Genomic DNA, 21,825 nt, shown 5'->3' with positions numbered 1-21,825 from the left:
AGAAAAAGCTGAACAGGGCGGCGGATTCATGGAGACGATCGGGAATCGGCTGCCGGCCGGTAAAGTGTTGAATGGTTGTGACAAAACGCCGTGTGTGTATAGGCTTCTGCGAACAAAGCATGCGGTGCCGTTCGCGTTGGGCCATGCATGCCCGGTCTTTTTTTGTTGACGGCCGGAACGAATGACACTATAATTCCAAGTAACTATATAGGAATTATACATCATTGAGAAAGGGGGATTTGCATGACCGATGCGGCCGTGCTGGTCATCGCCCACGGCTCGCCCGACCCTCATTGGATGGAACGGGTGGAAGAAGCGGTCCGTCCCTACTGCCGCCAGATGTTGATTCGAGTCGCCTACTTGGACGGGGTGGAGGGGCGTGGCATTGCCGATGAGGTAGAGCGTCTGGAGCGGGCAGGGGTGGAAACGATCGCCGCCGTGCCGCTGTTTGTCACCGCCGGGAGCACCCACGTCAGCGAAATCAGGGGGATGCTCGGGCTGGAGCCGGATGCCATAACGCCAAACGTCAAGCCTGTCGCCACGCGGGCTCGGTTTCTCTGGTGTCAGCCGCTGGAGGACCATCCGCTGGTGGAGCAGATCGTCTGCGAGCGGCTGCGGGCTCTGTCCGTCGATCCTCACCGCGAAGCGCTCCTGCTCGTCGGACACGGTAGCGACCTGCCAGGGTATCGGGAACGCTGGGAGCGCCTTTTGCACCGCTTGACGTTCCGCCTGCAAAACCGCTTTTACTTCTCTGCCGCGGGCTATGCCACGCTGCGGCCGGATACGGTCGCGACCCGCGCCCGGCAGCTTGCATCCTGCGGGGAGCTGGTCGTGCTGCCGCTGTTTGTCAGCCAGGGGTATTTTACCGGCCGTGCTCTGCCGGAGCGGCTGGCAGGGGTGTCCTACCGGTACGACGGCAGCGCGTATCTGCCTCACCCGCTGATTGGCGAATGGATCGTACAGTCGGCAAAGACGGCGTTTTTGTTGGACTATCAAACGCAAAGGAGCGTGATTGGCGATGGCCAAGCAACGTAAATGGAAATGGGCGGATGATCCCAATCTGAACAAAGTGGAGCTGACCAAGCTGGAAAAAGACGGGTTGGACGTGATCGAGACAATTATCAACACCTATTCCAAGCAGGGGTACGACTCCATCGAAGCATCCGATTTCGACCGGTTCAAGTGGGCGGGCGTCTACCAACAACGGCCCAAAGAAGGCTATTTCATGATGCGGGTGCGCATTCCCGGCGGGATTTTGACCAGTGAACAGGCCCGTGTGCTGGCCGGCATCGCCCGCGATTACGGCCGCGATCTCGTAGATGTGACGACGCGGCAGGCCATTCAATTTCACTGGCTGACGGTGGAGTCGCTCGCCGACATCTTCGAACGGCTGGGCGCCGTTGGTCTTTCCTCGTTTGAAGCGTGCGGCGACTGTCCGCGGACGATCATGGGCAACCCGCTCGCCGGCATCGATCCGCATGAAGTGATTGACACGCGTCCGATCGTCAAAGAATTGGAGCAATTCTTTTTGCTCAATCGGGATTTTTCCAACCTGCCGCGCAAGTACAAGATGTCGATCTCGGCCAACGTGTACAATGCGGCTCACGCGCAAATCAACGACCTGGCGTTTACCCCGGCGAAAAAGACGATCGGTGGAGAAGAGGTGATCGGCTTCCACGTCTGGGTCGGCGGCGGCCTGTCGGCCAAACCGTACCTGGCGCAGCAGTTGGATGTCTTCGTCCGCCCGGAAGAGGTGGTCAAGGTGGCGGCCGGCGTCACCACGCTGTTCCGCGACTACGGTTACCGGTACAAACGGACCCATGCCCGGCTCAAGTTCCTGGTCGCCGACTGGGGAGCGGAGCGGTTCAAGGAAGAGCTGCTGAAGCTGACCGGCGAACTGGAGACGAGAGGAGAAGACCTGCTGAAGGGCTGGAACGCCGGTTACTTTTACGGCATTCACGAGCAGCGGCAGAAAGGCTTTTACTACGCTGGGCTGTCGGTGCCCATCGGCCGCATGAACGCGGATGAACTGCTGGAACTGGCCCGGCTGGCGGACGAGTACGGCGACGGAACGATTGGCACCTGCAACACGCAAAACGTGCTGATCCGCAACATTCCGGCGGAAAAAGTGGAGGCGTTCCGGGCTGAGCCGATCGTGGTCAACCGGTTCAAGCTGGAGCCCAACACGTTTGTCGGGTATGCCGTCTCCTGCACGGGGATCGAATACTGCAACCTGGCGATCGTGGAGACCAAGGAACGGATGCGGGCGCTGGCGGAGTACCTGGATGCGACCGTGCCGCTGGATACACCGCTGCGCATCCACATGGTGGGGTGTCCCAACTCGTGCGGCCAGCGGCAGATCGCCGACATCGGTCTGCAAGGGGCATTGGTGAAAACGCCGGAGGGCATGGTTGACGCCTTTGACGTCCACGTCGGCGGCACGCTGGAGGACCCCCGTTTTAACCAAAAGCTGAAGGCGCGCATTACCGCCGACAAACTGGGACCGTTCCTGGCACAGCTCATCACCGCCTACAAGAACGAGCGGCTGGAAGGGGAGCCGTACTGGCGTTACGTGGAACGCGTCGGCATCGAGGCGATTCAGCGGCAGGTGGACGAGATTTTGCAGACAGCGTAAGCGGTGCCGAGGAGGAGACGAGATGGCGGAAGAGCAAGCGGAAACGTTTTTGTACAAATTGGAAGCGGAGCTGGCGGACCGGCTGTTGACGATCGTGGTTGTCGCACAGTCGGACGAACGGGCGTTTAGCGCAGCGGAGAACAACATTCTCCGGCACACGGTGGCGCCGCCGCAGATCAAACAGCTCAGCCTGGTGGAAAAAAAGCCGTTGGGGCGGCAGGGCGTGGGCTATGTGATTGAAACGGCGCAGTTTTGACAGGCAAAGGCGCGGCGGTTGCGGCCCGCCGCGTTTTGAGGGAGCAGTGATCAGCGGCGCGCCTTGCCGCGTCAGACAAGGAACGGGTACAGCTAGGAGGGCGGTTGATGAAAAAGACAGGCAGCGTCATGTTTGTGGGGGCTGGCCCGGGTGATCCCAAGCTGCTCACGATTAAAGGCAAGGAGGCGATCAAACGGGCGGATGTGGTCGTGTACGACCGGCTGGCCAATCCGCTGCTGCTCGCCCACGCCAAACCAGACGTCCGGCTGATCTACGTCGGCAAGGAAGCGGATCGTCACTCGCTTCCCCAGGAGGAAATAAACCGGCTGCTCGTACGGGAAGCGCAGCAGGGCAGCCTGGTCGTCAGGCTGAAAGGCGGCGATCCGAGCATTTTCGGTCGGGTTGGCGAGGAGGCGGAAGTGTGCCGGCAGGCAGGGATTCCGTTTGAGATCGTGCCTGGCATCACTTCGGGCGTGGCAGCTCCGCTGTACGCGGGGATTCCGCTGACGCACCGGGAGTACAACTCGGCAGTAGCGTTTCTCACCGGCCATCAGTGCGAGCAAAACGCGGGCAGGGAGTTGGACTGGGCGGCGCTGGCCGCGATGGAAACGCTGGTGATTTACATGGGCGTTAAAAACTTGCCGCACATCCGGGAGCGCCTGCTGGCGCACGGCAAACCGGCCGATACGCCGGTTGCAATGGTGCGTTGGGGCACGCTCAGCGTGCAGCAGACGCTGGTCGGTCCGCTCTCCACCATCGATCGGCAGGCGGCGGAGGCGAAGTTTCACGCGCCGGCGATCATCGTCATCGGCGAGGTGGTCAGACTGCGCGATACACTCGAGTGGTACGAAACAAAGCCGCTGTTCGGCTTGACGGTGGCCGCGGCCGCCGGCGATCCGGAGCAGGAAGACCGTTTGTTGGCGGAGTTGGAATCGCTGGGGGCCGACGTCCTGCCGGTGGCAGTCGAAGCGCGGGCAGCGGAGGCTGATGCAGACGCGGAACGCCTGACCGATGAGCTTCTGGCATGCCGGTGGCTGGTATTTGCCGACGAGCGGCAGGTGGACTTCTTTTTTCGCACGCTTCGCGAACGGCGGATCGATCTTCGCCGGATCAAGGCTCGGATTGCTGCACGCGGCGAGCGGACTGCCCAGGCGCTCGAAAGCCGGGGGTTGCCGGCAGAGCGGCTGTTTGCCGCAGACGAACCGCTTGCCGCCGTCTCCCAAAACCTGCCGCTCGACCAGGGAGACCGGGGGCTGTGCCTGAGCGGCGGACCGAGCGGGATCGCTGCGTCTGCCGACGGGGTGGTTTGGCGCACGGCTTCCGCAGGCCGGCTGTCATGGGTCGACACCCATCCTGCTGCCCCGCTGCTGCGGGCCCGGCGATTTGACTGGCTGGCTGCGGATGATCCGTACCATCTGGAGGCGCTGGCGCAGTTTGCCGGGGAAGAGTGGCAGAATCAGCCGCTGCTCTGTGTCGGTGAAGAGACGGCTGCCCGTGCCCGTTCCATGGGCTGGAGGCAGGCAGTGTCATGTGAGCGGGGAGCAGCGTGCGTCGTGAGAGCAGTTCGGTCAACGAACAAGGAGGAGGCATATGAACTGGAATTATGAATCGGTGACGGATGCCGAGCTCGTCAAGGTCAACCGGGAGATGGAGGGCAAAGACGCGCTGGACGTGATCAAGTGGGCGTACGGCACGTTCGGCGATGACCTCGTGTACGCCTGCAGCTTTGGCGCGGAAGGCATCGTGCTGCTTGACCTGATCAGCAAGGTGAAGCCGGATGCTTCCGTTTTTTTCCTCGACACCCATCTTCATTTTGCCGAAACGTACGACCTGATCAAACGGGTCCGGGAGCGCTTCCCAACGTTGAAGATCACGATCAAGGAACCGGCGCTTTCCTTGGCCGAACAGGCGGCCGCTTACGGGGAGGCGCTGTGGGAGCGGCAGCCCGACCAGTGCTGTCACCTGCGCAAGGTGGAGCCGTTGGCGTCAGTGCTGGAGGGGGCGGTCGCCTGGTTGTCCGGTCTGCGGCGGGAACAGTCGCCGACGCGGGCCCACGTCCAATACATCAACCGTGACGATCGCTTCCGTTCGCTCAAGGTGTGTCCGCTGATTCACTGGACGTGGGAGGAGGTATGGCTGTATATCCGCACGTTTGACCTGCCGTACAATCCGCTGCACGACCAGGGATACCCGAGCATCGGATGCGCTCCCTGTACGCGCGCGGTTCGGGAAGGCGAGGATGCGCGTGCAGGCCGCTGGGCCAATACGGGCAAGACGGAATGCGGCCTGCACGTCGCGCCCGCTTCGGCAACTCGATCGAATCCAAAGGAGTGAAGAACCATGACAACAAGCCAACCACACGGCGGCACACTGATCAACCGGTTCAATCCGGAAGCAGACCTCACGCTGGCAGTGCGCGAGGTGGAACTGGATGCGTTTGCGCTGGCCGACCTGGAGTTGATAGCCATCGGGGCGTACAGCCCGCTCACCGGCTTTATGGAGCGGGGGGATTATGAATCGGTCGTAGAGCGGATGCGGCTTGCCAACGGGCTGGTGTGGAGCATTCCCGTCACGCTGCCCGTTGCGGAAGAGGATGCGGCCGGACTGAAGGTCGGCGATTCCGTGCGGCTGTCGCACCAAGGAACCGTATACGGCCTCTTGGAAGTGCGCGATATCTACCGTCCGGACAAACAGGTGGAAGCCCGTCAGGTGTACGGCACCGACGAAATCAAACACCCGGGGGTAAAAAAGCTGCTGGAGCGTCCGAATGTGTATCTCGGCGGTCCGATTACACTGGTGAAACGGCCTGACAAAGGCGTGTTCGCCGCTCATACCCTTGACCCGGCCGAGACCAGAAAGCGGTTTGCCGAGCGGGGCTGGAAGACCGTGGTCGGCTTCCAGACGCGCAATCCCGTTCACCGTGCGCACGAGTACATCCAAAAGTCGGCATTGGAAATCGTCGACGGCCTGCTCCTCCATCCGCTGGTCGGCGAGACAAAGGCGGATGACATCCCTGCCGTCGTCCGCATGGAGAGTTACCAGGTGCTGCTGCGCCACTACTATCCGCCTGAACGCGTGCAGCTCGCCGTGTTTCCCGCCGCAATGCGGTACGCTGGACCGCGCGAGGCGATCTTTCACGCGATGGTGCGAAAAAACTACGGCTGCACCCACTTTATCGTCGGCCGGGATCATGCCGGTGTAGGGAATTACTACGGCACGTACGACGCGCAGCGCATCTTTCTGAACTTCACGCCGGAAGAACTGGGCATTACGCCGCTGTTCTTTGAAAACAGCTTCTACTGCCGTGCCTGCGGCAGCATGGCCTCCAGCAAGACCTGCCCGCACGGAGCAGAACATCATGTGGCGTTGTCCGGCACCAAGGTGCGGGAGATGCTCTCCCGCGGAGAAGCGCCGCCGCCGGAGTTCAGCCGTCCGGAAGTCGCCAAGGTCCTGATCGAAGGACTGCAGGCGCTGTCCGTCTGACAGAGGGGAGGAAATGCGATGAGCAAAGCGGGCACCCATGTGGTTTGGCATCCGACGACAGTGACGAAGGCGGACCGCCAACGGCAAAACGGCCACAAAAGCTGTATCCTCTGGTTTACGGGACTGTCCGGCGCGGGCAAATCGACGCTGGCCAACGCCGTGGATCAGCAGCTCCACGAGCGCGGTCTGAAGAGTTACGTGCTGGACGGCGACAACATTCGGCACGGCCTGAATCACGGGCTGGGGTTCAGCCCGGCTGACCGCAAGGAAAACATCCGGCGGATCGCCGAAGTGGCCAAGCTGTTCGTCGACGCCGGCGTGATCGTGCTGACGGCCTTTATCTCCCCGTTTCGCGAGGACCGCGAGTTGGCGAGGGGACTGGTGGAGCCGGACGAATTTGTGGAGATTTACGTCAAATGTCCGCTGGAGGAGTGCGAACGGCGCGATCCAAAAGGCTTGTACCGGAAGGCGAGAAGCGGAGAAATTGCCGAGTTTACCGGCATCACGTCTCCCTACGAAGAGCCGCTCTCCCCGGAGCTGATCGTGGAAAGCGGCACGCAGTCGGTAGAGGAGTCGGTCCAGATCGTCCTGCGCTATCTGGAAGAGCGGGGGATCATTCCGGCAAGCCGGTAGGCTGATTATAAAATATAATGAAAAAACAGGCATGGCGTTTTCGGCGCCATGCCTGTCATACGTTATCCGCTTACTTTTTCGTCTCCTGTTCCATTGCCTTGAACTGCTCCAGGGCCTGGTGCTCTTCCAGCGCTTTTTCTGCGAACACGCGCAGGAAGCCTTTTTCACGGAATGCGTCGAGCGCTTTTTTGTCTTGTTTCAGCTGGTCGAGCGTTACAGCGGCGTCTTTGGACGGAACGTCATACTTGGTCGCTTTGTTGAAGTTGTAGCTGTACTGATCCGATTCCAGCCCGATGGTCAGCGGCTGTTTCATTTCCGGAACCTGGAAGGTAACGTTCAGCGTGCTCTTTTGACGAACCGGCAGTTTTTCTTCGGTGATGTAGAAGTCCATGTTCAACGTCACGCCATGGAAGCCATTTTGTTTAGCCTTTTCCAGAAGTTGTTCCGGTGTCTGCTTTTTGCCCTCGGTATCCAGCCATTGCTTGGCTTTTGCCAGACCGGCGGTTACCATCGCTTCGGCGACTGCGCGTTTTTCCGCTTCGCTGGTTTTCTTTTCCGGGTTGAGCAGTTCTTCATTCAGGCTGTTGGAGAGCACCATCATTTCGATGGCGAACTTTTTGACCTCCTGGTTGGTTACCGCGTCGTTGGCGGTGTAGAAGAACATGTTGATCAGTTCTTTGGCGTCAAGATTCACGGCTACGTGGGTTGCCTTTACCTTTTCGCCGTTGGGCAGCTGCACGGTTTCGGTGCCCAGGTTTTTCGCATTGGACAGCTTGTAGCCGTATGTAGCGAAGTACTTCTTCATGAAGTCAATCGCCAGTTTGTTCATCTTGTCCTGATACTCTTTGATTTTGGCGGCATCCACTTTGACGTTTTCGCCAAGAGCAGCCGCGTTGATCACGTTGGTGTCAAACAGCAGGTACTTTTGATCCAGCGGCGTTTTTGCAAACAACTTGCCGTCGTTGATCACCACTTCCAGCGCGGCTTTTTTGTCGCCGGTCCAGAACTGTTTTTCGCGAAGCAGTTTGTCGTCGTTCACTTCCACATTGAACTTCATGTTTTTCGTGTCAAGCACTGTGCCTTTCACGGTTACGCCTGCTTGTACAGCGGCCAGGATTGCAGCAGATTCCTTGTCCTGCTGCTGTTTTCCAAGGGCGGCCGGCAGCTTGTCAATGTCGCCGGTCAATTTGATTGTTCCTTCAAAGTCGTAGTTATGTTTCTCCAGCGATGCCACCATGGCGTCACGCACGAGCGATGCTTCACCGGCGCAGCCGGTCAGCAGCAGCATCAGGGCGAGAAGCAGGGCACTGCCCTTTTTCCACATGTTTCTCATCCTCCCTTAGATTGTCTTTTCATTCCCAATATCTACTACGTTTTATGAAAAAAAAGGTTGCGGAATTTTAGAAAAAAACATTGGGCGTAAAAACCAGCGGATGATTCATGCTAATATGAAAGAGAAAATCACTCGATACAAAAGGTAGGTAATGAAAGAAAGGAACGTTGCAACATGTGGTCGTGGCTGCAAAAGATGATCCGATATGTGCTGGGAGAAGAAGAGCAGGAGCGAGAGCTGGAGCGTGAAACCGTCCGTTATCGCCCGCCTGCCGGACCAGCCGCCGGTCAACTCCGGGCAAAGACAAAGAACATTTACCCGAAACAGCGGGGCGACGAGCAGGAACCGGAGTTTCCGAGAAGGGAGAGGCAACGCCATTTTCGCTTTCCCGTGATCTCGGACGAGGAGCTTCACCGGCCGAAGAAGAGAGAGCCGGTGGAGATGGACAAGCCCGGGCGGGGTGACAGTGTGTACTCAGGGCCTGATCTGGTCTTTCGCAGCGGCTCATCCGCCCGCAGCATCGCCGACGGTATGAAGGCCGGCGAACAAGTGAAGCCGGAAGTGATTCAAGAGAAGCGGGGGGCTGAGCATACCCCGCGCAAAATAGATCGCGTTAAAACAGAAACGGTCCGACGTGAGGAGAGAAAAGCCGAGCCGTTGCGCCCGGCGGGGGCTGCTGCGGAAAAACGTACATATAAGCCGTCGGAGTTCATCTCCCCGGTATACGGAAAAATGACGCCGTCCACGCGGGAGACGGAGCACCGGATTCACACGACGTCCGGGATCTTCTACGCCGGAGCGGACAACAAGCGGGAATTTGTAAACACGGAGGAGGCTGCGGACCGTCCCGAGTTGACGGCTAAAGCGGAGACAGACGCTGTTTCGGCGGAACTGCAGCCGAATGAACCGGCGGCAGAGACGGCTGCAACGCTCCCGTGGACCAAACAGGAAGTGCCCGCAGCAAAGAACGGTACGGATGCGGGGGAAGCTGCTGAAGCACGGGACGTTTCGGAGGTACAAGCAGAATCGGCGGCCTCCGATGAGCTGACAACACGTGATGTGGTGTTCAATAACACGGCAGCAGCCGAGGCTGTGATGAATACGGAGACGGTGTCCGAGACGGCGCATGAGATGGAACCGGGGCCGGAGACAAAGATGGTGCCGGAGACAGACGCGGTACTTGAGACAGAGTTGGTGGCAGAGACAGAAACATTGCCTGAAACAGAGACGGTGCTGGAAACAGAGACGACGCCGTCGGAAAAATCAGAGGCGCCGATGGATGTCGCGTGCGAATCGCCGGCAGTGCCCGCCCAAACAGCGGACGAAGATGCAGACGAGGTGCCGACAGAACCGGGAGAAACGCAGGCGCCAGCGCTGTCGGACGAATCGGCGGCCAAGCCGCTCTCCCCTGCATGGGAGGCGTCCGCTCCCGAATCGACTGCTTGCGACCTTGCGGAACAGCCTCAAGCCGCCGAGTTGGAAGCTGCTGCAGGATGGACAGTCCGGGAACAGGAGATGAGCGCAAAAGAAATTGCCGCCTCTGCCGCCGTGCAGGAAAGGGCATCGTCGGCTGCAGGAACTGCGGAACCGTCTTACGAGCTGCCGTCGCTCGATCTGCTCGACCCCTGCCCGCCGATGAGCGAAGACGACGACGAACACACGCAGATTCAAAAAATGCTTTTGGAGGAGACGCTGGCCAATTTCAACGTCAACGCCCAGGTGGTGGGCATCGTCAAGGGGCCGTCCGTCACGCGTTTTGAACTGCAGCCGGCGCCTGGGGTCAAGGTGAACAAAATCACCAGCCTCATTGACGACATCAAGCTGAACCTGGCGGCCAAGGACATCCGCATCGAGGCGCCGATCCCCGGCCGCAACGCCGTCGGGATTGAGGTCCCCAACCTGACCAGTCAGCCGGTCCTGATCAGCCGGATCATCGGCTCGGCGAAATTCCGCGAGCATCCGTCACCGCTGGCCGTGGCGCTCGGCATGGACATTGGCGGGGAGCCGATCGTCGCCGACATCAAGAAGATGCCGCACGGACTGATCGCGGGTGCCACCGGCTCGGGGAAAAGCGTCTGCATCAACTCGATCATCGTCAGCCTCTTGTACAAGGCGACGCCGGAACAAGTGCGGCTGCTGTTGATCGACCCGAAAATGGTGGAACTGGCTCCGTACAACCATCTGCCCCATCTGGTGACGCCAGTGGTGACAGACGCCAAGCAGGCGACAGCCGCCCTGAAGTGGGCGGTGGAGGAGATGGAAAAACGCTATGCGCTCTTCGTCGACGCGGGTGCGCGTGACATCGAACGTTATAATCAGACCGTCGACCAGCCGCTGCCGTACATCGTAATCGTGATCGATGAATTGGCCGACCTGATGATGGTCTCGCCGCAGGATGTGGAGGAATGCATTATTCGCATTGCGCAAAAGGCGCGGGCTTGCGGCATTCACCTGCTGCTGGCCACGCAGCGGCCGTCCGTGGACGTGATCACGGGCAACATCAAAGCCAACGTGCCCACCCGTCTCGCCTTTGCCGTTTTTTCACAGGTGGATTCCCGCACCATCCTCGACCAGTCGGGCGCGGAGCGGCTGCTGGGACGGGGCGACATGCTCTTTTTGGAGAGCGGGGTCACTCCTGTTCGCCTGCAGGGGAACTACGTCTCGGACGACGAAATCGAGCGGATCACGCGCGCGATCAAACAGCAGCGAAAGCCGTCTTACCTGTTTAGCAAAGAGGAACTGGAGCAGCAGGTCCAGTCGTACGACATGGGCGACGATCCGCTGTACCACGAGGCGCTGCTCTTTGTCGCGGAACAGGGACAGGCTTCCGCCTCTGCCCTGCAGCGCCGCTTCCGCATCGGGTACAACCGGGCGGCCCGCCTGATCGAGATGATGGAGGCGGACGGCTACGTCGCCGGTCAGAACGGCGGCAAGCCCCGCGCCGTGCTGATCACCCGCGAGGACGCGGAGGCGCTGGCAGAAGGATCGTCACTGTTCTAGCATATCAGGAATGCTGCAAAGGTCTTGCCGATTGGGCAAGGCCTCAGCGTGTAGACAATGTTCGCGGCGCATGGGAGATCGGGCCCGCTCGCTCGCTTGACGCCCAGCACAGAAGCGGATGAAGTCCGCTCCAAAACGCGACGCGGGCAGGGGACAAACATCTGGGTGTTTCGATGAAGTGAGACTTGTGTCCCCTGTTGGTCCCCGCGTCATCGTTTTTCCGCTGAGCCGGTCGTCAAAGGAGCTCGCTTGGCCCATCTCTCCATGCGATGTACGTTGTCTACAGTTTCGGTTGATGAATGGTCAGGCCTTTCGGCCTGGAAATCATTTTCTTATGGACGCTTATACAATGAACCGTTTGTCTTCAGTCTGAGGTCTTGCCGATTGAGCAAGGCCTTTTTTACGCTTGCGGGGACAGCCAGGTCGTGAGTGTGCACAAACAGACAGACAGATCTTGCTGAAACACCCATTGTCGTTTTATTCTGAAAAATATCACGAAAAGAAACGGAGGTACGCACATGGACCCGCTGAAAAAGAAGTACCAACCGATTGACGAACAGATTGTCCTGTTCAATGACGAGTATTACCTGAGTGTGCAAAGGCTTGACGTGTCGGAATTGGACGCGAACGCGAGAGAGTCGCTGTTCAACCATCTGTTTGCATTTGACAGCAGTGATATCGAACTGGAGATTGACATTTCCGAGGAGCAGCGGGGGGTCTGGTACCTGCAGCTGCTCGTTCCGCACGTGTTGACGCTGCCGGATGCGGCGCGTAAACGGCTGGAGAGAGGGGCAAAACAGCTTGCCAGCTATCTGATGCAGCAGCCGCATCGTCCGGCGTCCAGCGGGGTGGGCGGAGACGATCTGCTTTGGTATGTGCGGCGCTACAACCCCGATGTGGAGGTAATCGCTTGACGGTTGTCCGGGGAAATTCACGGGGATTTCGCGGGCTGCCGTGAAGGAGAGAGGGGGAGCGAGCTGGCCCGGTTAATTTGCAGCCGAGTTTGTGCTATCATACGTGGTAGACAAACTTGTACGAAAGGCGGGCTGCTTGTGAAGCTCAAAGAGATTTGGGATTGGATTAGTTCCATCGTCTTCGCGGCATTGCTGGCGCTGGTTCTGGGCGTCTTCGTTTTCCAACCGTTCAAGGTGGAAGGCCACTCCATGGACCCGACGCTGCATGATCAGCAGAGGATCTACGTGTCCAAACTCTCCCACACCTTTTCGTACCTGCCAGATTACGGCGACATCGTCGTGATCGACAGCCGTGTAAACCGAGAGCGCACAATCCGGGATGACCTGATGAACCATCCGTTGATTCACCTGATGCTGGGCAATCAAAAGGAAGATTTCATGTACGTCAAGCGCGTAATCGGCAAACCGGGCGACGTCCTGGAATTTAAGAATCACCAGGTGTACCGCAACGGCAAGCCGCTGGACGAACCGTACATCAAGGAGACAGCCCAGTACGACGGCTTGGAAAAAGTCGTCGTGCCCGACAACCACATCTTCGTGATGGGGGACAACCGCAACAACAGCCGGGACAGTCGGGACATCGGCTTTATTCCGCTCGACCACGTGATTGGCACCAAATTGGAATGGCCGTTCTGAAGGCGGATTTGAAGGCGGATTGACAAGCGGCCGCACTGCTGCATTCGATGGTCATGGAGAAGCGAACGACGAAAACGGAAGCGGCCCCAGATAGGGGACTTGCTTCCGTTTCGTGTTTTTCAGCCGCACGTGTGCGGTAAACGCCGCCGCATGAGCACGAGTGGCGGGCGCGATCACATAATCCTATCAAGATTGGAGGATTTTATTGTGAAACAGCTGAAGAAAGTTTTCACAATGGCCACCCTGTCCCTGCTTGTAATCACGGGTTGCACGCCGGATCATCGTGATGCTTCTTTGCACATTACCAGCAGGGAAGGAGAAACCGTGACAGCAATAACAAACGTAGACGATGCCGTAAAGGCTTCTGACCATGTCGTGATTGGCGAAGTAGTGGATGAAGCGAAATTCAGCAGCACCAACACCTACCGATACACTGTCGCTGTGAAAACGGAATTGAAAGGGAATGTAAACGCGAAGTCAATTGATGTGTATGAAGCGAAAGATGCGTTGAAAAAAGGGAAAGAGTATTTGTTGTTTCTGGAATACTGGGAACATGAGCTGTATCCCCGGCCTGTCTATACGCCGATCGGAGAGGAGACGATCATTGAAATCGACAAGAATCAATTACGTGGCAATGAAAACATTGTGATGAACAGAAAGAAAGACGACATGGTGACCTACATTCAAAATTCTCCGGAGGCAAAGCGGCTGACGAAAAAGAACGTTCACATCGTAGAGAAGGCGAGCAGTACGGAAGAATTGATAGATCAGTCCGATTTTGTGCTTCATGTCATGCCTGTGGAAGTCGTGCATGAAAACGAGTATGTAAAGACCGTTACGGCAGACATTTTGCAAGCGTACAAAGGAGAGCTCGATCAGGACAGTGCCATCATCAATTTGCCGGCTGATGTGGAGGTAGGCAAGGAATACCTGGTGTTCTTGAAGGGAGAAAAGGATTTCCGGCTGACGACTAGACAGGGAAGTGTCATCTCCAAAGACCATGAATCACAATGGAACGATGTATTGAACAGCATCAACAAATAGGTATTGAAAAGACCACCTTGACGTCAGGTGGTCTTTTTTGCTGCACGGACGAGGATGGTGCTGCCCAATGCAGCGAACGATTTTTTATGAGGTTGCGCGGGCGGCCGCGGCGGACAGCTTGAGCTGTCTGCGCTGATAAAGGTTGTTGGCGATCAGCGCCGCGATGATCAGGAGCGTTCCCCCCACATCAAACAGGGTGAGGCGGTACCCCTGCATCACGGAGATGACAAAGGTGGTGACGGGCACGAAGTTGATAAACAGGATGCCGTTGATTGGCGTCAACAGCTTCACGCCCGCATTCCAACTGACCAGTGCCAGCACGCCGGCGACCAGGATCATGAAGCCAAGCTCGGGGCCGGCCGACCAGATCGACGGCAGCGCAGGGACGGACAACATGCCGAAAGCAGACAGCACGAGAACGATTGCAAGCGAAGTGGCGGTGCCCAGCACGCAGCTCAGTGTGGAGTAGCGGAGTACGGACCACTCGGCGAAAACATTGCCGCCAATCGTGTAGATGACCCAGCCCAGGACGCCGACAAAAATCACGAGAACCGGAAACAGCCGGTCGGTTCCCAGGAGAAATGCGTGCAAATCCCCTTTGGTAATCACCAGAAAGCAGCCGACCAAGGCCACCGCGATGCAGCCGACAGTAAACGGCGCCGGCCGCTTCCGGCTCCAGATCCACAGCACCAGCACCGAAATCATCGGCATCAGCGCTTCCATCACCGAAGCGAGAATCACGCCCGACGTGCCCAATCGGTTTTGGCCCCAAAAGATTAACAGGTTGTAGACGGTAAACGCCATCGTGCCGAAAAACCAGAGCGATGCGCCGCGGCCGTCAAAGCAAAGCGCCCGCCCGCCTTCCTTCAGCCACAAGAGGACCAACAGGATGACGGAGACGGCGGAGTAGCGGATGACGGAAAAGAAAAACGGATCGAGATGAGCAAACGCGCTTTCGGCCACGGGAAACATTGCCCCCCATGCGACGCTCGCGATCAGGCACAAAAATGCCCCTTTGAGAATGTGGTTGGTATTCATGTTGCTGTGATTGCCTGCCTTTCCATTGCTTTGACTCATTCACGATCTCCATCATATTCCGGAATTTTTATCATGTAAAACGATTGAAAATGATTGTACTCATCATTATGATTGATATCAGATGGAAGAGAGAGGAAGGGGGAGGAGCGGCGTGGAACTGAGTGATCTGCGCATTTTTCAAACCGTCGCTCAACACGGCAGCGTCAGCCGGGCGGCCCGGGCGCTTAATTACGTGCAGTCCAACGTGACGGCGCGCATTCAGCATATGGAGCGAAAGCTGGGAACGCCCTTGTTTTACCGGCATTCGCGAGGGGTGACGCTGAATCCCGAGGGCAGAAAGCTGCTTTCTTACGCGCAGAAGATTTTGGCGATGATGGACGAGATGGAAAAGGCGTTTCAGGACGAGGAGAATCCGTCCGGCCCGCTGTTGATCGGCTCTGTCGAGACGGTCTCCGGCTTGCCGGCGATCCTGTCTGTCTACTGCGGTCGGTATCCGCGCGTCGATCTGTCGCTGGTAACCGGGGTGACGGAACACCTGGTGAACGATGTGCTGGCCTATGAGTTGGACGGCGCGTTTGTCAGCGGACCGATCGAGCATCCGGAGATTGCCCAGGAGCTGTTGACGGAAGAAGAGCTGGTCCTGATCGCGAGCGGCGACGGTGCTTCCCATACACTTGACGAATGCAAATCCAGACCGCTGCTCGTGTTTCGCTCCGGCTGCGGCTATCGGGCCCGGCTGGTGCAGTGGCTCGCGGCGGAAGGGATTACACCGTCGCGGATCATGGAGTTTGGCACGCTGGAGACGATTTTGGCCATGGCCGCCTCCGGATTGGGGGTCTCGCTCGTGCCTAGGGCAGCTGTTGCTCACCTGGAGGAGGCGGGACGCATCCGCTGTCATTCCATTCCGCACGAGTTTGGCCGCGTCTCCACGGTGTTCATTCGCCGACGCGACGCGATTTTGTCCAGTTCGATGCGGAAACTGCTTGAGACCATTCGCCAGTTTCGTGACGAAGGGGGCACGGGTACGTCCCAGCCGGAAGCAGCTGCCCGCAGCTGACTGGACGAAACGAACATGGAAGCCCTGAAGAAATAAATAGAAAAACGGCCGGTGGGGGGAATGAAGGGATGAAAGCGATCGTGGTCACGCAGTTTGGCGGACCGGAAACGATGATCTACACGGACGTGGAATTGCCGGAGATCCATTCTGGACAAGTATTAATTCGTGTCGAAAAAACCAGCGTAAATTTTGCTGATATTAAATCGAGGTACGGGAAAAAGGGGACAGGCACGCTCCCGTTCATTCCCGGCCTGGATGCGGTCGGAATTGTCGAGCGGGTGGGGGCCGACGTAAAGCGTGTCAAGGTGGGCCAGCGCGTGATTGCGTTTCCGCAGCACGGATCGTACGCGGAGTATGCGGTCGCGGACGAACAGCTCACCTTTGCACTCCCCGACGAGGTGGATGTGGATACGGCAGCGGCCTGTCCGGTCGTTTCCTTCACATCCTACAAACTGCTCGCCGATGTGGCCAGACTGGAACCGGGCGAAACGGTCCTGATCCATGCCGCGGCAGGCGGCATTGGCACGACGGCGATCCAGTTGGCCAAAATTCTGGGCGCTGGCCTCGTCATCGGGACGGTCGGCAGCGAGGCAAAAGCGGCGGCCGCTCTGGAAGCCGGTGCGGATCACGTCATCTGCTACGAGCGGGAAGACTTTGCGGAAAAGGTAAACCAGCTCACAAACGGGGAAGGGGCCAATGTCATCCTGGATTCGATTTCCGGATGGGTCTCGGAAAAAAGCATGACCTGCCTCGCTCCGTACGGCAGGCTGGTTCACTTCGGAAATGCAGGCGGGGCCGTCGGGACGTTTGCGACAAAAGACTTGCACGCAAGCTGCCGCTCCGTGCTCGGATTCAGCTTCGGCACGACCCGGAAAATGCGTCCCCATCTCTTGCATGATACGGCGGAGCAGGTGTTTCGCCTTCTGGCCGACGGGCGTCTGCGCATCAGGATCGGGAGGCGGTTTCCGCTGGAAGAAGCGGCCAAAGCCCACGAGTGGGTGGAGAGCAGACAAAGCACAGGGAAAGTATTGCTGGAAGTCAGGGGATAGCCATGACAGCCTGTCCCAGACCGGCAGACTCCGATACCCGCTTCGCGTGATGAGCAGCGTGATGTGCGGGGGATTTCGCGTCCCATGTCCCACGTGTCATTGACGCAAACGTTGGACGATTTTGTGTGGTAGTCGAAAGCAGCATGGAAAAGTTGAGCTGGAGGTGTACAGGATGGATAACAAGACGATCTTTAAGGACGTGGTGACCGCCGAGGCGGAGCTGCGTGAACTGTTGGGCGAACCGAGGGAACTGGTCCGGCGCAAGGCGATTGACCGCCTGGACGGGCACTGCCGTGCGTTTATTGCCAAATCGCCGTTTCTCGTGCTGGCCACGGCAGACGCCGCCGGAAACTGCGACGCCTCGCCGCGCGGGGACGGGCCGGGCTTTGTGCACGTGCTGGATGACTTTCACCTGGTCATTCCCGAACGACCCGGCAACCGGCGGATGGACTCGATGCGCAACATCCTGTCCAATCCCCGGGTAGGGGTGATCTTTCTCATCCCCGGTCTGGAAGAGACGCTGCGCGTCAACGGCCGGGCCTGCGTCATCCGGGACGCCGACATTCTGAGCCGGATGGCGGTAAATGGCAAAGTGCCGGCCGTTGGCATCGGGGTGCGGGTGGAGGAGTGCTTCGTCCACTGTGCCAAGGCGTTCAAGCGCTCTGGCCTCTGGCAGCCGGAAGCGTGGCTGGACAGGGAGCAGCTGCCGGCCATGGCCCAGGTGCTGGCCGACCACATTAACATGAACGCCCCAGGGATTACTACCGGCAAGCAAGTGGAGGAAGCGCTGCAGGAGAGCTATACAAAGCGGTTGTACTGATGAAAGAGAAGGCATCCGGTGAGGTCGCCCATCTCCGGATAAAGCGGATTCCAAACAGTTACCGCCTTTTTTTGGAAGTATGGTTGTGTTACACTATATACGCTTATACATATTGGAAAAGACGGGAGGAGATCCAAATGGCAACGCATATCGGAGACAGCACTGTATTGAACAACGGAGTCAGCATGCCGTGGCTGGGTCTGGGCGTCTACAAGGCAAAAGAAGGGGAAGAAGTGCAGCGGGCGGTTCGCACCGCCATCGAAGTGGGCTACCGCAGCATTGACACGGCGGCCATCTACGAAAACGAGACCGGCGTCGGCACAGCGATCAAGGACAGTGGCATCGCCCGCGATCAGCTGTTCATCACGACCAAGGTGTGGAATGCTGATCAGGGGTACGAGACGACATTGAAGGCGTTTAACGAGAGCATGAAAAAGCTCCGCCTGGAATACCTCGATCTTTATCTGGTGCACTGGCCGGTCAAGGAAAAGTATTTGGAGACGTGGAAGGCGTTGGAGAAGCTCTATCGTGAAGGATACGTGCGGGCGATCGGCGTAAGCAACTTCCAGGTGCACCATCTGGAGGAGCTGCGCAAGGTGAGCGAGATCGTGCCGGCCGTAAACCAGGTGGAGTGCCATCCGCTTCTGACCCAGCGGGAACTGCGCGCATACTGCAAGGAAAACGGCATCCAGCTGGAAGCGTGGAGCCCGTTGATGAAAGGCAATCTGGACCTGCCGCTGCTGACAGAACTGAGTGAGAAGTACAGCAAGACGCCCGCACAGGTCGTCCTGCGCTGGCATTTGCAAAACGGCGTGGTTATCATCCCGAAATCGGTCACGCCGGAGCGCATCCGTCAAAACGCGGACGTATTCGATTTTACGCTGAGCAGCGAAGACATGGAGCGGATCAGCGCGCTGAACCAAAACAAGCGGTTCGGTCCCGACCCCGACAATTTCGATTTCTAACAAGCGCCAGACATTCCCGTACCGATGGACATACACAGGCAGCCGCTTTCAAGGCGGCTGCCTCAGCGTGTAGACAAAGTTCGCGGCGCATGGGAGATCGGGCCCGCTCGCTCGCTTGACGTCCAGCACAGAAGCGGATGAAGTCCGCTCCAAAACGAGACGCGGGCAGGGGACAAACATCTGGGTGTTTCGATGAAGTGAGACTTGTGTCCCCTGTTGGTCCCCGCGTCTTCGTTTTTCCGCTGAGTCGGTCGTCAAAGGAGCTCGCTTGGCCCATCCCTCCATGCGATGCACATTGTCTTCCGCTTCGGTTGATGAATGGGCAGGCCTTCCGGCCTGGAAATCATTTTCTTATGGACACTTATTCAATGAACCGTTTGTCTTCAGTCTGAGGCAGCCGCTTTCAAGGCGGCTGCCTTTTGCTGTTGGGGGCAGTATGGCGGGTCCCCTGCAGGAACGATGCGGCCGTCCATCGTTTTACTACCTGGAACGGCGCTTTTTTTCGCTTTACGTGTGTCCGCCTTTTTTCTATACTGAAGAGTAGAACCATATTTCATCTAGTGAAACGATCGGTGACATTCCAACATGAAAGCGGGTGAGAACAGATGGAAGAGGCAAAAACGAACGTGCGGGCGGTGGAGCGTGCGCTGGACATCCTGCTCTGTTTCACGGATTCGACTGATCTGGGCCTCAGCGAGATCGCAAGCCGCCTTTCCCTGCATAAAAGTACGGTGCATCGGCTGCTGGCGACCCTGGAAAACAAAGGCTTCCTGATCCGCGACGCACAGACGGAGAAATACCGGCTCGGCTTTCGGATCTGGGAGCTTTCGGCCAATTTGACCCATTCGGATGACCCTGCCACCGTTCTGCTGCCGGAGATGGAGCGTTTGCGCGACCTGGTGGGCGAGACCATCAGTCTGTACGTGCGGGACGGCAACGAGCGGATTCGCATCCAGGCGGTGCAGAGCAACCAGCCGATCCGCCGGGTGGCGCCCATTGGAGCACGCATGCCGCTTTTCGTGGGCGCGTCCAGCAAGGTGCTGGTGGCGTACGCCGAGCCGGAGGTGCTCCAGGCTGTGCTGAACGATCCCAACTGGCCGGACTCGATCGATCGGGAGGCGTACCTGGAGCAGTTGGAGCAGATTCGGGCGCAGGGGTTTGCCACCAGCGTGGAGGAACGGGAATTGGGGGCCGCCGCCGTAGCTGCCCCGATATTTAACCGCAACGGCAAATTGGTGGCAGCCATTGCCGCGTCCGGGCCATCCAACCGGTTGACGCCGGAAAAAATGCGCGAATTTGCCCGTCCGATCATGGAGGCTGCGTACCGGATGGGCAAAATGATGAAATAGCACACGACGAAAGCGATTATGTTCAAAACGAAGCTGCGCGCTGTCGGGTACGTCCGGCAGCTTTTTTGTTGCCGAAAAAACAGGCGTCTGTAGGCAAACAGACGCCTGTTTTTTATATGGGATGGTTTTTTCTAAAAAAACAGGCAAGTATTCGCTTGCCTGTCAAACTGTACTTTTAATCATTGAGTTCTGCCTGGAAACCGTTTCCGGTCGGAAAGACCTGCACATTGATAAACCGAAGGTGGAGAAAACGTACATGGAGTGATGGGCCAAGCGAGCTCCTTTGACTACCTGCTCAGCAGAAAAACGAAAGACGCGGGGAAAAACAGGGGGCACAAGTCTCACTTCGTCGAACTACCCAGATGTTTCCCCTTGCCCGCGTCGCGTTTTGAAGCGGACCCTGCCAGCTTCTTTGCTGGTCGTCACGAGAGCGAGCGGGTCAGATCACCCATGTACGGACTTTGACTACAAGCTGAAGGCACTTCATGAAGAAGTGCCTAGAAAGAATTACTTTAGTGAATCAATTGCATCCAATAGATCTGCCTCGTTTATTGAAGGAAGAGCATCGTCCTCTGTGATATTTTCAAATTCAGTGTTATTTGATTTCCAGGAGGCCAACCTACTGGATTTTTCCGCTTTAAATAGCTGATTTGGCGTGTTGGGTATAAGAATTAATTTATTTAGATTATCGTCGAATTGTCCGTTAAGAAATAAGAGGTATTCTCCTTCGTGGAGGGATTGATATTTAGGTGCAACAATATTCGCCATATCTTTACCATCCTTGCTTTCTACACCGACGAGGCGGTACATCTCGACAGTTTCCCCTTCTTTAATCTCTTGATCGGTGAGGTTGTTATACAACTTGATAACCTGAACATCATAAACATGAAAAACGATTTCACCTACAACTTCTTTTCGATATTCTTTGGGTACTTTACCCTTTATGATTACTTTAGCATCTTTCACAATATCGTCTATCGATGAGAATGTTTTAGCCAATGCAACACTATGATTGCTTGCACTGTTCAGTTCTTTATAGGCTAATCCCGCTCCAACACCTGCAACCATTGCGGCTACAGTCACAGTCGTTATCATTTTTTTCACTGATAACACATCCTTTCAAATTATCGACCGTAGAGTTCGCGAATATTTTTCTTGTCGTAACTTGTTGGTCCGTCTATATCCCAGTCAAATACGTCTGCATAGTCCATAATAGAATCAATTTTTCTACTATCTATATGTGCAAGCCCAAGAACATGACCAAATTCATGGGTAATCATGTTAATAGTGTCATCCTCGTCCAGTTTGTCACATAAATATCGTACAATAACAACATCGGCTGATGCATATGGAGAACGGTTCTCTCTTCCTCTGTCATCATAGGGGATTGCGTAACCATAAGTGCCACTCCAGCCAAGATAATTATCTTCTGCTCTAGGTAGATGTTTTACTGCAACTGTCACCGCCGGGATATAATTGACCCAGGTTCGCCGGAAAGAAAATGACCCACCCTTAGCGAATATATCCCCTTCGGTATTAACGGCCAAGTTAAT

20 protein-coding genes are annotated in these 21,825 nt (G+C 57.2%); 16 read left to right on the top strand and 4 right to left on the bottom strand.

The annotated features are described in order from the left end of the window. Nucleotides 1-243 precede the first annotated feature (243 nt). The 7 genes from IRT44_RS01020 (at nt 244) to cysC (ending at nt 7,007) form a co-directional block, all read left to right on the top strand. Nucleotides 244-1,035, top strand: a complete 792-nt coding sequence (locus tag IRT44_RS01020) for a sirohydrochlorin chelatase (RefSeq protein WP_230077288.1) — start codon at nt 244-246, stop codon at nt 1,033-1,035. Next, the gene (locus IRT44_RS01015; protein ID WP_171567501.1) at nt 1,019-2,635 is read left to right on the top strand and encodes a nitrite/sulfite reductase; all 1,617 of its coding nucleotides are present in this window, start codon (nt 1,019-1,021) and stop codon (nt 2,633-2,635) included. The genes IRT44_RS01020 and IRT44_RS01015 overlap by 17 nt, the downstream gene beginning before the upstream one ends. Nucleotides 2,636-2,657: 22 nt before the next feature. After that, on the top strand, nt 2,658-2,891 hold the full coding sequence (locus tag IRT44_RS01010) for a DUF3906 family protein (RefSeq protein WP_171567502.1): 234 nt from the start codon (nt 2,658-2,660) through the stop codon (nt 2,889-2,891). A 107-nt stretch (nt 2,892-2,998) separates the two neighbouring features. Next, entirely contained in the window at nt 2,999-4,498 is a 1,500-nt protein-coding gene (gene cobA / locus IRT44_RS01005; protein WP_230077287.1) for a uroporphyrinogen-III C-methyltransferase, read from the top strand. After that, complete coding sequence (locus IRT44_RS01000; RefSeq protein WP_230077286.1) at nt 4,482-5,225, top strand: phosphoadenylyl-sulfate reductase; 744 nt, start codon at nt 4,482-4,484, stop codon at nt 5,223-5,225. Before cobA ends, IRT44_RS01000 begins: the two co-directional genes overlap by 17 nt. Before the next feature lie 6 nt (nt 5,226-5,231). Then, nucleotides 5,232-6,374: a sulfate adenylyltransferase gene (sat, locus tag IRT44_RS00995; protein ID WP_171567505.1), complete on the top strand. Its 1,143-nt coding sequence runs from the start codon at nt 5,232-5,234 to the stop codon at nt 6,372-6,374. An 18-nt stretch (nt 6,375-6,392) separates the two neighbouring features. Further along, nucleotides 6,393-7,007 carry an adenylyl-sulfate kinase gene (gene cysC / locus IRT44_RS00990; protein WP_230077285.1) on the top strand — a complete coding sequence of 205 codons (615 nt, stop codon included), beginning with the start codon at nt 6,393-6,395 and terminating at the stop codon, nt 7,005-7,007. 70 nt (nt 7,008-7,077) lie between these two features. Here cysC and IRT44_RS00985 read toward each other — a convergent pair whose 3' ends face one another. Continuing rightward, complete coding sequence (locus IRT44_RS00985; protein WP_171567507.1) at nt 7,078-8,331, bottom strand: hypothetical protein; 1,254 nt, start codon at nt 8,329-8,331, stop codon at nt 7,078-7,080. 183 nt (nt 8,332-8,514) lie between these two features. Between IRT44_RS00985 and IRT44_RS00980 the strand changes: the two genes are divergently transcribed. From IRT44_RS00980 to IRT44_RS00965, 4 genes are all read left to right on the top strand, one after another. Beyond that, the gene (locus IRT44_RS00980; protein ID WP_212133569.1) at nt 8,515-11,340 is read left to right on the top strand and encodes a DNA translocase FtsK; all 2,826 of its coding nucleotides are present in this window, start codon (nt 8,515-8,517) and stop codon (nt 11,338-11,340) included. A gap of 518 nt (nt 11,341-11,858) precedes the next feature. Continuing rightward, the gene (locus tag IRT44_RS00975) at nt 11,859-12,254 is read left to right on the top strand and encodes a hypothetical protein (protein ID WP_171567509.1); all 396 of its coding nucleotides are present in this window, start codon (nt 11,859-11,861) and stop codon (nt 12,252-12,254) included. 138 nt (nt 12,255-12,392) lie between these two features. After that, complete coding sequence (gene lepB, locus IRT44_RS00970) at nt 12,393-12,950, top strand: signal peptidase I (RefSeq protein WP_371808918.1); 558 nt, start codon at nt 12,393-12,395, stop codon at nt 12,948-12,950. 99 nt (nt 12,951-13,049) lie between these two features. Further along, nucleotides 13,050-13,994 carry a hypothetical protein gene (locus IRT44_RS00965; RefSeq protein ID WP_230077284.1) on the top strand — a complete coding sequence of 315 codons (945 nt, stop codon included), beginning with the start codon at nt 13,050-13,052 and terminating at the stop codon, nt 13,992-13,994. 84 nt (nt 13,995-14,078) lie between these two features. On the opposite strand, the gene IRT44_RS00960 is transcribed toward IRT44_RS00965, so the two are convergent. Beyond that, nucleotides 14,079-15,032, bottom strand: a complete 954-nt coding sequence (locus tag IRT44_RS00960; RefSeq protein WP_409978430.1) for a DMT family transporter — start codon at nt 15,030-15,032, stop codon at nt 14,079-14,081. A 151-nt stretch (nt 15,033-15,183) separates the two neighbouring features. Here IRT44_RS00960 and IRT44_RS00955 point away from each other — a divergent pair, with 151 nt between their 5' ends. The 5 genes from IRT44_RS00955 to IRT44_RS00935 all read left to right on the top strand — a co-directional run bounded on the left by IRT44_RS00955 (nt 15,184) and on the right by IRT44_RS00935 (nt 20,272). After that, entirely contained in the window at nt 15,184-16,089 is a 906-nt protein-coding gene (locus IRT44_RS00955; protein WP_171567511.1) for a LysR family transcriptional regulator, read from the top strand. Between the two features lie 68 nt (nt 16,090-16,157). Then, nucleotides 16,158-17,138: a quinone oxidoreductase family protein gene (locus tag IRT44_RS00950; RefSeq protein WP_212133565.1), complete on the top strand. Its 981-nt coding sequence runs from the start codon at nt 16,158-16,160 to the stop codon at nt 17,136-17,138. Nucleotides 17,139-17,310: 172 nt separating this feature from the next. Further along, nucleotides 17,311-17,958, top strand: a complete 648-nt coding sequence (locus tag IRT44_RS00945) for a pyridoxamine 5'-phosphate oxidase family protein (protein ID WP_212133563.1) — start codon at nt 17,311-17,313, stop codon at nt 17,956-17,958. Nucleotides 17,959-18,095: 137 nt separating this feature from the next. Continuing rightward, nucleotides 18,096-18,923: an aldo/keto reductase gene (locus IRT44_RS00940; protein ID WP_171567513.1), complete on the top strand. Its 828-nt coding sequence runs from the start codon at nt 18,096-18,098 to the stop codon at nt 18,921-18,923. A gap of 605 nt (nt 18,924-19,528) precedes the next feature. Beyond that, nucleotides 19,529-20,272 carry an IclR family transcriptional regulator gene (locus IRT44_RS00935; RefSeq protein WP_212133561.1) on the top strand — a complete coding sequence of 248 codons (744 nt, stop codon included), beginning with the start codon at nt 19,529-19,531 and terminating at the stop codon, nt 20,270-20,272. 507 nt (nt 20,273-20,779) lie between these two features. Here the strand turns inward: IRT44_RS00935 and IRT44_RS00930 are convergent. Next, nucleotides 20,780-21,367, bottom strand: a complete 588-nt coding sequence (locus IRT44_RS00930; protein ID WP_230077835.1) for a hypothetical protein — start codon at nt 21,365-21,367, stop codon at nt 20,780-20,782. A 29-nt stretch (nt 21,368-21,396) separates the two neighbouring features. Further along, a complete protein-coding gene (locus IRT44_RS00925) occupies nt 21,397-21,819 on the bottom strand; it encodes a zinc metalloprotease (RefSeq protein WP_230077282.1) in 423 nt (140 codons plus the stop codon). Between the last annotated feature and the right edge of the window lie 6 nt (nt 21,820-21,825).

It is taken from the genome of Brevibacillus sedimenti (assembly GCF_020923495.1).
Lineage (GTDB): Bacteria > Bacillota > Bacilli > Brevibacillales > Brevibacillaceae > Brevibacillus > Brevibacillus aydinogluensis.
The sequence above is the reverse complement of the archived record's forward strand: the minus strand, read 5'-3'. Positions and strand labels throughout refer to the sequence as shown.

Bases quoted from the DNA above. Each gene is read 5' to 3' on its own strand.
- IRT44_RS01020 (WP_230077288.1), top strand. From the start codon at position 244: ATGACCGATGCGGCCGTGCTGGTCATCGCCCACGGCTCGCCCGACCCT.
- IRT44_RS01015 (WP_171567501.1), top strand. From the start codon at position 1,019: ATGGCCAAGCAACGTAAATGGAAATGGGCGGATGATCCCAATCTGAAC.
- IRT44_RS01010 (WP_171567502.1), top strand. From the start codon at position 2,658: ATGGCGGAAGAGCAAGCGGAAACGTTTTTGTACAAATTGGAAGCGGAG.
- cobA (WP_230077287.1), top strand. From the start codon at position 2,999: ATGAAAAAGACAGGCAGCGTCATGTTTGTGGGGGCTGGCCCGGGTGAT.
- IRT44_RS01000 (WP_230077286.1), top strand. From the start codon at position 4,482: ATGAACTGGAATTATGAATCGGTGACGGATGCCGAGCTCGTCAAGGTC.
- sat (WP_171567505.1), top strand. From the start codon at position 5,232: ATGACAACAAGCCAACCACACGGCGGCACACTGATCAACCGGTTCAAT.
- cysC (WP_230077285.1), top strand. From the start codon at position 6,393: ATGAGCAAAGCGGGCACCCATGTGGTTTGGCATCCGACGACAGTGACG.
- IRT44_RS00985 (WP_171567507.1), bottom strand. From the start codon at position 8,331: ATGTGGAAAAAGGGCAGTGCCCTGCTTCTCGCCCTGATGCTGCTGCTG.
- IRT44_RS00980 (WP_212133569.1), top strand. From the start codon at position 8,515: ATGTGGTCGTGGCTGCAAAAGATGATCCGATATGTGCTGGGAGAAGAA.
- IRT44_RS00975 (WP_171567509.1), top strand. From the start codon at position 11,859: ATGGACCCGCTGAAAAAGAAGTACCAACCGATTGACGAACAGATTGTC.
- IRT44_RS00960 (WP_409978430.1), bottom strand. From the start codon at position 15,032: ATGAATACCAACCACATTCTCAAAGGGGCATTTTTGTGCCTGATCGCG.
- IRT44_RS00950 (WP_212133565.1), top strand. From the start codon at position 16,158: ATGAAAGCGATCGTGGTCACGCAGTTTGGCGGACCGGAAACGATGATC.
- IRT44_RS00945 (WP_212133563.1), top strand. From the start codon at position 17,311: ATGGATAACAAGACGATCTTTAAGGACGTGGTGACCGCCGAGGCGGAG.
- IRT44_RS00940 (WP_171567513.1), top strand. From the start codon at position 18,096: ATGGCAACGCATATCGGAGACAGCACTGTATTGAACAACGGAGTCAGC.
- IRT44_RS00935 (WP_212133561.1), top strand. From the start codon at position 19,529: ATGGAAGAGGCAAAAACGAACGTGCGGGCGGTGGAGCGTGCGCTGGAC.
- IRT44_RS00930 (WP_230077835.1), bottom strand. From the start codon at position 21,367: ATGATAACGACTGTGACTGTAGCCGCAATGGTTGCAGGTGTTGGAGCG.